General features: G+C 38.9%; 9 protein-coding genes. 1 reads left to right on the top strand and 8 read right to left on the bottom strand.

Going from position 1 to position 13,812, the window contains the following annotated elements; translation table 11 throughout:
* Positions 1 to 5 precede the first annotated feature (5 nt).
* From ACH3PA_RS17425 to ACH3PA_RS17390, 8 genes are all read right to left on the bottom strand, one after another.
* Positions 6 to 4,352 carry a CusA/CzcA family heavy metal efflux RND transporter gene (locus ACH3PA_RS17425; RefSeq protein ID WP_416448296.1) on the bottom strand — a complete coding sequence of 1,449 codons (4,347 nt, stop codon included), beginning with the start codon at positions 4,350 to 4,352 and terminating at the stop codon, positions 6 to 8.
* 155 nt (positions 4,353 to 4,507) lie between these two features.
* A complete protein-coding gene (locus ACH3PA_RS17420) occupies positions 4,508 to 5,833 on the bottom strand; it encodes a DUF3570 domain-containing protein (RefSeq protein ID WP_416442392.1) in 1,326 nt (441 codons plus the stop codon).
* A gap of 199 nt (positions 5,834 to 6,032) precedes the next feature.
* Positions 6,033 to 6,245 carry a DUF4266 domain-containing protein gene (locus ACH3PA_RS17415; RefSeq protein WP_416442390.1) on the bottom strand — a complete coding sequence of 71 codons (213 nt, stop codon included), beginning with the start codon at positions 6,243 to 6,245 and terminating at the stop codon, positions 6,033 to 6,035.
* The gene (locus tag ACH3PA_RS17410; protein WP_416442388.1) at positions 6,242 to 7,225 is read right to left on the bottom strand and encodes an FAD:protein FMN transferase; all 984 of its coding nucleotides are present in this window, start codon (positions 7,223 to 7,225) and stop codon (positions 6,242 to 6,244) included. The genes ACH3PA_RS17415 and ACH3PA_RS17410 overlap by 4 nt, the downstream gene beginning before the upstream one ends.
* Positions 7,225 to 7,662, bottom strand: a complete 438-nt coding sequence (locus ACH3PA_RS17405; RefSeq protein ID WP_416446720.1) for a thioredoxin family protein — start codon at positions 7,660 to 7,662, stop codon at positions 7,225 to 7,227. Before ACH3PA_RS17405 ends, ACH3PA_RS17410 begins: the two co-directional genes overlap by 1 nt.
* Before the next feature lie 73 nt (positions 7,663 to 7,735).
* Positions 7,736 to 9,109, bottom strand: a complete 1,374-nt coding sequence (locus ACH3PA_RS17400) for a sensor histidine kinase (protein WP_416442386.1) — start codon at positions 9,107 to 9,109, stop codon at positions 7,736 to 7,738.
* Entirely contained in the window at positions 9,106 to 9,774 is a 669-nt protein-coding gene (locus ACH3PA_RS17395; protein WP_416442384.1) for a response regulator transcription factor, read from the bottom strand. Before ACH3PA_RS17395 ends, ACH3PA_RS17400 begins: the two co-directional genes overlap by 4 nt.
* Before the next feature lie 64 nt (positions 9,775 to 9,838).
* Complete coding sequence (locus ACH3PA_RS17390) at positions 9,839 to 10,303, bottom strand: hypothetical protein (RefSeq protein WP_416442381.1); 465 nt, start codon at positions 10,301 to 10,303, stop codon at positions 9,839 to 9,841.
* 150 nt (positions 10,304 to 10,453) lie between these two features.
* Between ACH3PA_RS17390 and ACH3PA_RS17385 the strand changes: the two genes are divergently transcribed.
* Positions 10,454 to 13,771, top strand: coding sequence for a VCBS repeat-containing protein (locus tag ACH3PA_RS17385; RefSeq protein WP_416442379.1), 3,318 nt, complete (start codon positions 10,454 to 10,456; stop codon positions 13,769 to 13,771).
* The last annotated feature ends 41 nt before the right edge of the window (positions 13,772 to 13,812 follow it).

The raw sequence follows: 13,812 nt of genomic DNA, 5'->3' as shown, positions 1-13,812 counted from the left end.
ATCGTTTACAGAATTAAATAATTGATGCGTATTACAGTCTGATTGTAGGCGTTGAGGTTTTCGAGATAGGAGAGTTCAATTTCATATGCGTTCTCCAGACTTTGTATATATTGAAAAAAATCTATTTCACCATTTTGATAACTAAGCGTGGCCGTTTTTAAAAGTTCTGACGAAAGTTGCCTGCCTTCTTTTTCATAGTAATTAACGACTTCCTCATATTTGTTCAGTTCGGTTTTTAACTGAATATATTCAGCATTCAACTGAATTTTATAGTTCTGCGCTTCGGCAGTAGCGGCTTGGGAAGCGATTTTTGCAGCTTTTATTTTTGCTACGCTTCCGCCAAAAAGAAGTGGAATACGCACACCCAATTGATAACCCTGCAAATTTTTATTTAAAGTAGGATTACTTCCCTGAAAATAAGTAAGCATAAGATCAGGAAGTAACTGCTGTTTGGCAAATTTGCTTTGTGCCAGATATAGATTTTCCTGATTTGCGTAATACGCCAGAGACGGATTGTTTTGCAGTCCAAAATCCTCAACTTCCAGTTTTTGTAAAGGCCCTTTATTTACCTGAAAAACGCTGTCTGATTGCGTTACTTTCTGCAGTTGCTCGGTAGCCGCTTTAATATCTTCAAGTGCTTGTTTATGCTGAAGGTAAATCTGTTTTTGTTTCGCTTCGGCGGTAATTTTTTCCAGATAATTGGTTTCGCCCAGTTCAAACCTTCTTTTTGCCGCATACGCGAAATTTTCATAAAGACTGTCTAAATACTGGTAGATTTTCTCCTTTTCCTGTTGATATTGCAGACTGTAATAACTGCTTGCTACCTGCCGTTCTATTGTTCTTTTCTGTATATCATAACGACTGCTGGCCATTGCATACGTGGCTTTATTTACTTTTTTCTGAGCGAAGTAAACCGTAGGAAATGCAAAGGTTTGGTGCACACCAAAAACTTCCAGCGGTTTACCATTTGGTGCAAGATTATTTTCATCATAACTGTAATACAGTTCGGTTTTATCAAAATCAAAAGCGCTGTTAATTAAAGTATTCGCTTCCGAAGCATTTAAAGAAGAAGCACGTAAACCTGCGTTATTCTCAAGAGCCATATTACGAACTTGATCAAAATTAAGTGGACTGTCCTGTGCGTTTGCGCTAAAGCCTCCCAAGCCTAAAAGCAGCAATAAACCGGCGATGCCTTTTGCCATATTATTTCCTGACGAACCGTTCTTAGTTTTTTTAACCTTTTCTTCCAGTAAAGCGTACAGAACAGGAAGAACAACAAGCGTGAGCAGAGTAGAAGTTATAAGTCCGCCAATAACAACCGTAGCAAGCGGGCGTTGTACTTCAGCTCCGGCGCTGGTAGAGATTGCCATAGGTAGAAATCCCAGAGCTGCCGCAGATGCGGTTAATAAAACTGCACGTAGCCGATCTTTTGCGCCCGCCGTAATCATATCATTTATGTTTTTTATTCCTTCTTTCTTCAGTTCTTTAAAATGCTCGATCAATACGATTCCGTTTAAAACCGCGATTCCAAATAAAGCGATAAAACCAACGCCGGCAGAAATACTAAATGGCAAACCTCTAACCCATAAAAACAAGACGCCTCCCACTGCTGCAAGCGGAATTGCAGAATAAATGATCAAAGCTTCTTTTACAGAATTAAAAGCGAAATAAAGCAGGACAAAAATTAATACCAGAGAAATAGGAACCGCTATTTTCAATCTTGCTGTCGCGCTTTGCAGGTTTTCGAATTGTCCGCCATATTCTACAGTATATCCTACCGGAAGATCAATGTTTTCTTCTACAAGTTTCCTAATATCTTCAACCACGCTTTCAAGGTCACGGTCACGCACATTCACACCTACGACGATGCGCCTTTTTGTATCATCACGGGAAATTTTCGCGGCAGCTTTTGTATATGAAATATCAGCCAGTTCACTTAACGGAATTTTCCCTGCGTGGGGCGTATCTACATACAGATTTTCCAGATTAGATATATCCTGTCTGCTGGTTTGCTCAAGACGAAGTACGAGGTCAAAACGTTTTTCACCTTCAAACACACTTCCTGCAGTTTGACCAGAAAAACCCATCGCGATTATTTGATTTAAATCGGCGATATTTAGGCCATAACGGGCGATTTTTTCCCGCTTATACTTCACATTCATTTGTGGTAAACCGGCAATTTTTTCAACCGAAATATCTGCAGCACCCGACACATCTTGTATAAGGTCTTTGATCTCGTTTCCTTTTTTATTCAGGATATCAAGATCTTCACCAAATACTTTAATTGCGATGTCTGCCCGAACGCCCGTAATAAGTTCATTAAACCGCATCTCGATAGGCTGGGTGTATTCTACTTCCATTCCTGGAATGACGGCGAGCGCCTCATTAAATTTTTCGGCAAGACCGTCTTTTGTATCTGCAGAAACCCATTCATCTTTTGGTTTTAACGTGATAATGACATCACATTCTTCCATAGACATGGGATCTGTAGGCACTTCTGCAGCGCCTATGCGCGTAACAACTTGCTCAACTTCCGGGAAATTATCGAGCAGGATTTGTTCGATTTTGGTAGTAGTTTCGATGGTTTTACTCAACGAAGTACCGGTTTTTAATATTGGCTGAATTACAAAATCACCTTCATCAAGCGTGGGAATAAATTCGCCGCCCATAATGGTGAAAATGTAAGCGGTAATGCCTAAAAGTAGAGCTGCCACGCCAATAACTATTTTTTTACTTTTCAGCGCCCAGCGAATAACAGGATCATATACCCGGTTTAATCGCGCCATAATCTTATCTGAAATAGTACGTTTTGAAGCTGATCTGGATTTTAAAACCAAACTGGAGATAACCGGAACATACGTGAGACAGAAAATCATCGCTCCTATTAAAGCAAAGCTGAAAACCAGCGCCATTGGCCTAAACATTTTGCCTTCTACACCGCTTAATGAAAGAATAGGAATAAAAACGATGAGTATAATAAGCTGCCCAAAAACAGCCGAATTCATCATTGTTGATGCCCCTTCAAAAGTGATCTTGTTTTTAAGTTTGCGGGTTTCAGTCTTACTTAAATTTTGCAGAGAGTCGTGTTGTAAGATCAGGCGGGAAGCAATAAATTCTACTATAATCACAGCGCCGTCTATAATGATCCCAAAATCTATCGCTCCCAGACTCAACAGGTTGGCATCAACACCAAAAAGGTACATGAGCGAAAGTGCAAAAAGCAAACACAACGGTATCACTGACGCTACCACAAGTCCCGATCTGAAATTTCCCAGCAGTAAAACCACTACAAAAATCACAATAAGGAAACCTAAAATCAGGTTTTCTGCAATGGTATAGGTGGTTTTTGCGATCAACAGACTACGGTCAAGGAACGGATTGATATAAACTCCTTCGGGCAGTGTTTTAGAAATCTCATTTACCCGCTCTTTTACAGCTTTTATTACCTTGTTAGAATTAGCATCTTTGAGCATCATTACCTGACCCAGTACTTTTTCGCCCTCGCCATTTGCTGTTATCGCCCCATATCTGGTAGCGTGACCAAAACCTACTTTGGCTACATCTTTCACGTAAACAGGTACACCATCTTCGTTTTTTACAATGATGTTCTTAATATCATCAAGTGAGGTGACAAGTCCCTGACCTCTTATAAAATATGCCTGATTTACTTTTTCTATGTAACCACCACCGGCTACGCTGTTGTTATTTGCAATTGCTTTATAAACATCTGTCGCGGTAATATTCATCGCGTTTAGTTGGCGCGTATTAATTGCGACTTCGTATTGTTTAAGATAACCGCCCCAGGAGTTGATCTCTACCGCACCAGGAATTCCTGAAAGCTGTCTGCGCACAATCCAGTCCTGAATCGTACGCAGATCTGTAGCGCTGTATTTATCTTTAAAGCCGGGTTTTGTATCTAATGTGTATTGATAGATCTCGCCCAGACCGGTAGAAATGGGCCCCATCTGTGGGGATCCAAAACCTTGCGGAATTTTCTCTGATGCAGATTTAATCTTTTCTGCGATGAGCTGGCGCGGAAGATATGTGCCCAGGTTCTCTTCAAAAACGATTGTTACAACAGATAAACCAAATTTTGAAACCGATCGAATTTCTTTTACTCCCGGGAGATTTGCCATTTCCAGTTCTACAGGATACGTAATAAACTGCTCCATATCTTCTGTAGAAAGATTTTCTGAAGTTGTAATTACCTGTACCTGATTATTAGTAATATCAGGAACCGCACCAATGGGAATCTGTGTAATAGAATACACCCCAAAACCTATGATAAAAACCGTAAAAAGGAGAACGATTAACTTGTTGTGCAGGCTAAAATTAATGATGCGTGATAACATTTGAATCGTTTAATTAATACAATTCAAATATAGACCTGCAACCTAAAGACCAGATAAGGATTGCCTTAAGAAAACCGGCTTAATCTGCCTGAAAATCGGCTAAAAAGGGGCAAATCGAGTATAAAAAACTATGAAAATCAAAGCTTTTGATTGAATTAATCCATAATAAATTTGAATCCGCCGGCAATGATATTTGCGTTAAAAGGTGAGTTTCTTTCGTAATGATTAAACTTGAGATCGATACTTTTTAGACCGTAATTTAAGATGTGGAATTTGGTAAAAATATCGGTGTAAGTGACCCCAAAACCGTACTGATTTGCCGTAAAATCAGACAAATCATAATCTGAAGTATAGAATTCATCTGTAGATAAATGCTGCTCATATGGCGCGAAATAATCTGCCGCTGTCTGGCTGTAATAGCGGTAAGATGGATAAACCGTAAACTTATCTGTGATCTTTATAGGAATTTCAAGACTTGCCGTGTGCGAACTTATGCCCCAATCGTCAAAATAATAGCGGTAGTAACTGCGCACTACAAAAGTCTCGTTGAGATAAAAATTTAATCTACCGCCCAGCGCTACTTTAAAACGAGTGTCCGGCATGCGCTCAATATCATCTGCAAGCTGAAAACTTTCGATAAAAGAATCCGCTACATCACTAAAATAAATCCGCTGAAAGGGAGTAGAAAGCAAACCATCTTGCTGCACAAGATCTACAGCAAGTGATCCTTGCATTCTTTTAGATAAGATCTGTGAAAAATTAAAACCTACCGAATATGAATTTCTGGACTTTCCATTAATTTCGGTAAAAGAAGGAGCATAATTTGCATTTCCGGTAATATTATATTGGCTAAATAAAGGGTTGTTTATTCCGTTACCACCATCAACAAAAGGGCGCAATTCAATAGGGTAAAGTAGCTTCCAGGTATCCAGATATACATTTGCGCTTACGCTTAATTCTGTGTTTTTTTCATTAAAAAGTCTGGTATAGCTTCCGCCGAAACCAAATGAAGAGTAATCATATTCTGAAGAAATGGAAGCCTTAGCACTCCAGATCGTATTTCTGTCATCAGAACTGTGACTGTAAGTGCCATTAACATTTGCCCAGAGATCGCTGGAAGAAGCTCCCGAAGAAGCCTGAAAAGCATCAGCCTCACTGTACCCATCAAAAGGATCAATATTACTTGAAGAAGCTGAAGTATAAGCTGAAACCCCAGCATCTATGGTGAGTACATCATCATCATTTAGCGGAATTGCCACTACAATTGTAGGGGTGAAATCGGTTAATTTTTCTGTCCCAATACCTCCGCTAACCGCTGCATTATCGCCGTCCTGACTATAATAACTGGTTAGTAAATCTACTTCTGTACTTTCCAGAACACGTTTTTTATATGTTGAAGTCGAATCTTGAGCTTGTTCCTGAGCGGTAACTTTTATAAATGCTAAAAGCAAAAATGCTATAATGAAAGTCTTTTTTATCATGCAAATGCTAAATGAAATGGGTTAGGGATTGAGCGTTTGTTTGAACTCTTTTCTCCCGCAGGGGAAAAAGTGAGTCGTGAAAGCCCGGCTGTTTTCGGCAACCATAATCGAAAATCTTGGGGAATGCCATGATGTAGAAATAAGAAACTTTTTCCTAATCGACCCAAGCCTTGAGGGAATTAAACCCTCTGGAGGGAATTTAATTACAGCCACAGCCGCCACCGGTTTTGCCGCCGTTTGCTCCCGCTGCGGCCTCACGATATGCCTGAAAATTAGTTTCAAAACGGTCAACTGGTTTTGAATTCAAGATCATATCAGGATCGTTGAGCGCTACTTTTTCATACTCTTTTACCACCTGGCAGGAGCTAGCAAAACCTGCAATAATCGCTGCTAAAAAAAATCTTTTTATCATGGTTTTTCTATTTCTATGTTATCTGAAGTGTAAATATTTCCAGCCTCGTCTATGAGAATGCATTCTATTTTCGGCAACTGATTGATGCGGTTAAGGCCCACTTCTTTACCCATCACAAAAATGGAAGTAGCCAGCGCATCTGCAAGTTCTGCCTTTGGGGCAAAAACCGTCGCGCTGATGATGCCCGTAGAAGGATAACCCGTTCTGGGATCGATTATGTGTGTGTAGCGTGTGCCGTTAAAAATGACGTATTTCTCATAATTTCCCGAAGTCACCACCGCACCTTCTTTTATAGGAAGCAAAGCGAAAGCCTTATTTTTATTCAGCGGATTAGTAACAGCGACTTTCCATGGATTCCCATTGGGTTGCGTTCCCCAGGTATTCATGTCTCCCGAAGCATTTATTATCCCAGCAACAACACCTCTTTTCATCAACAGGTCTTTTGCCTTGTCTGCAGAATAGCCTTTACCAATAGCGCCAAAGCCTATTTTCATGCCTTCAACCGGCAGAAACACGGTAGATTCTGCTTCGTTAAGGATAATATTTCTGTATCCTACTTTTTCTACCGAAGCCTTTATAGTTTCTTCTGATGGCATTTCTGTCATTGAGCCGTCAAACTTCCAGATCTTATCCATCGAGGCATAACTGATGTCAAAAGCACCATCTGTAAGTTCTGAAATTGCCATCGCCCTTTTGATTAGATCAAAAAGTTCGCGGTCTACTTTTACCGGTTTAATGCCGGAATTTCTATTGATTTCTGAAGTTTGTGAATTCGGATCCCAGGAAGAAATAAGCTTTTCAATGCGGGAAATTTCGGCTATAGCCAGATCAATATCCGCATTTGCCTTAGCGGTATCATCATCTACAACGGTAATATCAAAGCGACTTCCCATCAATTTAAGCGTGCGCTTAACAGTTTGTTGTGGGTAAACCGTGGCCGTGATAAAAAGAGCCAATAATATGGTGAGAACCTTGCTCACTAGCTTTTAAACGAATTAAGCAGTTTGATGTATTCGTTGGGCTGCATTTTCTGGTAACCGGTTTCGCCCAAAACTTTTCCGTTTTCATCTAGAATTACAACGAACGGGAAGTAGCCGTTCTGGTTGTATTTTTCGGCTAATTGATTGTTTTTTTCCTGTTGTTCCGGAGCTAAAGCATTCGCCTTTTTACGTGGAAAATCTGCCTGTAGCATTACAAAATGATCTTTCGCGTAGCTTTTAAATTCGGGCGTGCTCCATACTTCTTTATCCAACTTTATACAAGGGGCACACCAGTCTGATCCCTGAAACACAAGGATGATTGGTTTATCTTGTTTAGCGGCTATTTGTTTTGCAGTGGTAAAATCAGTTTGCCATTCCTGCGCACTAGCTATGCACACAGAGGCAAAAAATAAAACGAATAAAAATTTCTTTTTCATCATACGTAAACTTTAACCTAGTAAAGTTATTGCCTGATTCGTTCTCTATGCGAAATGTAACCTTAAGATTGGCTTAAAATATAAGCGTAACACTTGTGCCTTTGCCCAGATCGCTGTCTATGCTCAATGTAGCATCAATAGCATCTGCGGCTTTTTTTGCGATCGAAAGTCCTAGTCCGCTGCCTTGTATGCCTTTGTGATCTAACGCATTTGATCTAAAAAAAGGATTAAAAACAGTAAGAATATCTTCCTTTTTAATGCCAATACCTTCGTCTTTGAGGGTGCATTTTATGCTTTCTCCATCCTGTTCTATTTTGATGGAAATCGTGCTGTTTTCTTTAGAATATTTGATGGCGTTGTTTAAAACATTATCGAGGATCAGGTTTGCGTGATATTGGGGAACTAAAGTTTCCGCTGCTGCGGAAGTATCAAAATTCACACTTATATTTTTTGACTGAAGAACTGTTTTGTAGCGCAGAAGAATATTATCGATAAGCTGAGAAAGCGCAATGTCTTTTTTGTTTTCCAGATGCGTGTCAGAATCAAAGCGGGCGAGCAGCAAAAGCTGTTCTACAATTGCGCTCATTCTGTCGATTTCGGTTAAACTATAGTTTACTTTTTCTTCGTATTCGGCCTGTGTGCGTGGTTTTCTTACCAAAACTTCAAGCGTTCCCCTGAGCGAAGAAAGCGGATTGCGTAACTCATGCGAAGCATCTGAGGTAAACTGTCGCTCGCGCTGAATAGCACTTTCTATACGCTGCAAAAAATGATTAATAGCAGAAGAAAGCTGAAAAAGTTCGTCCTTATTTGCCGGAAGTTCGACCCGTTCTTTCAGATTGTTTTTTGTGATCTTATTGGTGGTATTTATAATCGTTTGAATAGGAAGAATACTTCTACCGGCCAGGTAACTTGTAACAAAAAATAACACGATCAATACAATGGGATAGGAGAGAAGCAGCGTGTTTTGTAGATTGGTAATCACCAGTCTTGAAGCTTCTAAAGACATCGCAGCAATAATGTAACCTTCTTTTTTTTCATTTATGGTAATAGGAAGTTGCATCTGCCTGATCAAGCGGTCTGAAAGTTGCGTATTAAAATGATCGTTGATACCTTCTGTATGGCTGGGAACCAAAACTTCTCCTTTTAAATTAGGAGACTTGTCCATGATCTGCCCGTTGAGATCAATTATCTGGATAAAAACAGGATAAACCTGCACCTGTGTATGTTCGCGCTCAATTAATTCGGCTTTGTTGAGAAAATAGATACTGTCGTTTCTAATGCCAATTTCGCGTGAATGCTTTTTCGCTTCAAAAGTCAGATCTTTATCAAGATTGCTGTACACGGTACCTTTCACCGAAAAGAAAACGGTAAGAAATACCAAAGCAACCAGAATGGCCGTAGCGACCATAAAGTAAAGGGCGATCCTGTTTTTAAAATTCAAAGTCATAATTCTTTAGCAACATAACCTATGCCGCGTATGGTTTGTATGTAATTTTCAGTATCTGAAAGTTCGAGTTTTTTTCGCAGCGCGTTGATATAAACATCTATCACACTGGTATTGTAATCAAAATGAATGTCCCACACGTTCTCAATAATATTGGTTCTTGTACAAACGCGTTCTTTATTCTGAAGCAGATATTTTAAAAGTTCAAACTCCTTAAGCGTCAGTTTTATTTCAGTGCCATTTTTTGTGACCTGATGCGTGCTGGTATCGAGTATAATTGGGCCCAGTGAAAATCGGCTATTTGAGGCAGAAATCGGTCTTAATTGCACCTTTATCCGCTCGAGTAATTCCTGAAAGTGGAAGGGTTTTTTGATATAATCATTAGCCCCTGACTGTAAACCAAACACAGTTTCATCTACGGTATCTTTCGCGGTAAGCATAATAATAGGAGTATCTGGAAACTTGCTTTTTACCCGACGGCAAATCTCTATTCCGCTATTTCCGGGAACCATCCAGTCTAATAGAAGAAGGTCATAATCGCCTGAAAGTGCGTTTTCTAAACCCTGATTACCATCGGTTGCGACATCTACGGCAAACGATTCTTCCTCAAGCCCTTGTTTTAAAAAGCCTGCGATACCCGGTTCATCTTCAACTACTAAAATGCGCATGGGCAAATATTTAATTAAAATTGAAAATTAAGTCTATTTTCGGCTTAAGATTGGCTTAAAATATTCAGTTAAATACAGGCAGGCATATTATTAAAGTGCCTAAAATAAAGCTGTAAATAGCATCACCCACAGATAGTTTATTCAGCTTAAAGTAATTTGAATACGCCACAAATAAAGCTAGAACTGCAAGAAAACCTAAAACAAGCATAGCATTTTTAGAAAGTGTAGAATTAGTAAGTCTAATTATATTAAACAGAATATCTTCAAGCACCGTATGGCCAAAAAATGCCAGGAAAAAATTGCTTCCGGTGAAATTAAATAAAAGTACAAGACCACTTATAAGAAGTATGCTGTAAACGATCATGGGAGTAAGGTTTATCACGTAATCTACATCAAAGAACTTTAGAGGATCTCGGGTTAAATTTTCAGATAAAAGAGGAGAGTCAAAATAAAGATAAATTAATCCTACTGTCGTGAAAATGAGAGCGGCTAAAATTCGGTGTGTTTTGAGCGATTTTATATACTTCACGGGAGGTTTTTAATATATAAATATAAAGAAATTAGCCGTTTAGAGGTAGAAATATTTCGTATCAATAAGTGACAAAAACAGATTTGACTTTAATTGAAATTAATATTACTTTCTCCCCATCTAAGAAAACTCTCGTAAAATTGCATTCTCATGAATATTAAATGCCTGTTAAGCGCAATCGTTATAGTATCTTTTTTAATTTCTTGTAATACAGATTCTAATTCTGAAGACAAGAAAGAAACTAAAGATACACGCATTTTTAAAGCCTTGGCTTATAACAAATCTGGTATAGATTTTAACAATAAGCTAACCGAAAATGATACGCTTAATTATTTCAGCTTTTCTTATATCTATATGGGAGGCGGTGTTGCTACGGGCGATATAAATAATGACGGACTACTTGATCTTTATTTTACAGGAAATCAGGTTTCTAATAAATTATATATAAATAAAGGTAATCTTCAATTTGAGGATGTAACTGAAACTGCCGGTGTAGAAGGCGATGAGCGCTGGTATACGGGCGTTACGATGGCAGATGTAAATGCAGATGGTTTTCTTGATATTTACTGTTCTGTGGGTGGTAAATTTTTTCCAAAAACAAATCAGCTTTTTATAAATAACGGCGACGGTACTTTTACAGATAAAGCTAAAGAATACGGTATTGCAGATCTGGGTAATAGCGTGCAGGGTACTTTTTTTGATTATGACAAAGATGGAGATCTTGATCTTTATGTAGCAAATTATCCACCTACTCGTTTTAATGCGCCTAACTTTTATTACAGTTATCAAATGAAAAATGTAAAAGATGACGAGACAGATCATCTTTACAGAAATGATGGCGATAAATTTACAGATGTAACAAATGAAGCCGGCGTGCGCAGCTTTGGCCTCTCCCTTTCTGCAACCGTGGGCGATCTTAATAATGACAGCTGGCCAGATCTTTATATTTCAAATGATTTTAGTTCGCCAGATTATTTATACATGAACAACGGTGATGGCACCTTTAGAGAAGTGGTAAAAAAAGCTACAAATCATACAGCTTTTTATGGGATGGGAGTAGATATTGCAGATTATAACAATGATGGTAATCTTGATATTTTTCAGGTAGATATGGATGCCAAAAAGAACCGTCGCAAGAAGGCAAATATGGCGAGTATGAACCCTGAGTTATTCTGGAGCACAGTAGATGCCGGTTTTCATTATCAGTATATGCAAAACTGCTTACAGACCAATACAGGGATTTTTGAGGATGAAAACCCGTTTTTTACTGATTTAAGCCGAATTACGGGAGCTGCTTCTACAGACTGGAGTTGGGGACCGCTTTTTGCAGACTTTGACAATGACGGGCACAAAGATCTTTATATCACAAACGGTACGCGCCGTGAGATTAATAACAACGACTTTTTTAATCACTTAAAAACAGATCGTAATCACCTGGAAGATAGTTTGCTTCAAAAAAGCTTGAGCATACCTTCTGAGAAGATAGACAACTTCATGTACAAAAATAACGGCGGTTTAAGTTTTGAACAGGCTAATGAAGAATGGGGCATAGAATATAAAGGTTTTTCAAATGGTGTTGTCTATGCAGATCTTGATAATGACGGCGATCTGGAAATCGTTTTCAATAATATAGATGATCATGCTTCGGTTTTTGAGAATTCGAGTTCTGCCTCAAATAATTTTATAACGCTACGATTTAAAGGTCAGGAGAAAAATAAATTTGGTTTAGGAGTACGAGCTTTCGTAACAACAGATAGTATAGAACAGATGCAGGAGCTTACACTTACCAGAGGTTTTCAATCTTCGGTAGCGCCAGAGTTGCATTTTGGTGTCGCTCAGGCGAAAAGTATTAAAGCCATAAAAATACAGTGGCCTGATGGTAAGGTACAAATGATGGAGAACGTGCAGCCTAACCAAATGCTAACAGTTAATTATAATGATGCAACCACACCGGATGCGATTCAAAAACCTGAAAATACATTATTCACAACCATTAAAGACACGGTAGACTTTCCGCGATATAAACATGTGGAAAATGAGTATGACGATTTTCTCGACGAGGTTTTATTACCTCACCGCACATCTACTTTTGGCCCGAGTATGGCTGTAGGAGATCTTAACAATGATGGGAAGGATGATTATTTTGTGGGGGGAGCTTCGCAAAGTGCCGGCGGTTTATATTTTCAAAACGGCAGTGGCTTTAAATTAAGTGATCAATCTGTTTTTGAAACAGATAAGAGATATGAAGATATAGGTGCACTTATTTTTGATGCAGACAGCGACGGTGACAATGATCTGTATGTCGTTAGCGGGGGCAATGAGTTTAAAGGTGAAAACCCAATGTTGCAGGATCGTCTATATATTAATGACGGTTCTGGCAATTTAAGCAAAGATCAGGATGCTTTGCCCAAAATGATCACAAGTGGATCGCGTGTTTATAATATTGATTTTGATAAAGACGGTAAACAAGATCTTCTGGTGCTGGGAAGATTAGTTCCCGGCAATTATCCTTCACCTGCAAAAACTTATTTACTAAAAAATGTAGGTACAAACAGCAAAGCAAGTTTTAAAGATGTTACAGAAGATATGGCTCCTGAGTTCTCGCAGCTTGGCATGGCAACAAGTGCAGAAATTACAGATATTGACAAAGATGGCAGAGATGATATAATTGTAGTAGGAGAGTGGATGCCTATAAAAGTGTTTAAGAATACAGAAAGTGGCTTTACAAATATTTCTGAAGATATGGGTTTAACCACAGATACAGCCGGCTGGTGGTGGAGTATTAAGGGAGCGGACTTTGATAATGACGGCGACGAGGATTTTATTGTTGGTAATCTGGGGCTCAATTATAAATATAAAGCAAATGAAGATGAAACCTTTGATATTTACTTCAATGATTTTGACGGCAATAATAAAAAGGACATCGTATTAAGCTACTACAATGATGGCAAAAAGTTTCCCGTGCGGGGAAGAGGCTGTTCCTCACAGCAAATTCCGGCCATAAAGATCAAATTCCCAGATTATGAATCTTTCTCAAACGCAACCCTTGCAGACGTTTATTCTGAAAGTGAACTTGAAAATTCGCTGCATTATCAGGTAAAGTCATTTGCCAGTATCTATCTGGAAAACAGAGACGGAAAATTTGTTGCTCATGAATTGCCTGCAGCTGCTCAGGTTTCCTGCATCAATCAAATACTTATTGATGATTATGATAAGGATGGAAATCTCGATGCAGTGATCGCCGGAAACTTATTCTGGTCTGAAGTTGAAACTCCTCGAAACGATTCCGGAGTAGGTCTGTTTTTAAAAGGTGATGGCGCCGGAAACTTCACAGGAATAACTCCTGCAAAAAGCGGACTATTTATACCGGGTGATGTAAAGAATATGAGTGAAATTAAGGTGAATGGAAAAAACCTCCTTTTAGCAGTCAAAAACGACGATTTTAGCCAAATAATCGGTATAAATTAAATGTATTTTTGACGTTTAATCATAAATAAGGCTTTTATTCT

The sequence above is a fragment of the Leeuwenhoekiella sp. A2 genome (assembly GCF_047946655.1).
Classification (GTDB): Bacteria; Bacteroidota; Bacteroidia; order Flavobacteriales; family Flavobacteriaceae; genus Leeuwenhoekiella.
This window is presented reverse-complemented; position numbering and strand designations above follow the sequence as displayed.

Coding starts and splice junctions, on each gene's coding strand:
- ACH3PA_RS17420 (WP_416442392.1), bottom strand. CDS start 5,833: ATGATAAAAAAGACTTTCATTATAGCATTTTTGCTTTTAGCATTTATA.
- ACH3PA_RS17415 (WP_416442390.1), bottom strand. CDS start 6,245: ATGATAAAAAGATTTTTTTTAGCAGCGATTATTGCAGGTTTTGCTAGC.
- ACH3PA_RS17385 (WP_416442379.1), top strand. CDS start 10,454: ATGAATATTAAATGCCTGTTAAGCGCAATCGTTATAGTATCTTTTTTA.
- ACH3PA_RS17425 (WP_416448296.1), bottom strand. CDS start 4,352: ATGTTATCACGCATCATTAATTTTAGCCTGCACAACAAGTTAATCGTT.
- ACH3PA_RS17405 (WP_416446720.1), bottom strand. CDS start 7,662: ATGAAAAAGAAATTTTTATTCGTTTTATTTTTTGCCTCTGTGTGCATA.
- ACH3PA_RS17400 (WP_416442386.1), bottom strand. CDS start 9,109: ATGACTTTGAATTTTAAAAACAGGATCGCCCTTTACTTTATGGTCGCT.
- ACH3PA_RS17395 (WP_416442384.1), bottom strand. CDS start 9,774: ATGCGCATTTTAGTAGTTGAAGATGAACCGGGTATCGCAGGCTTTTTA.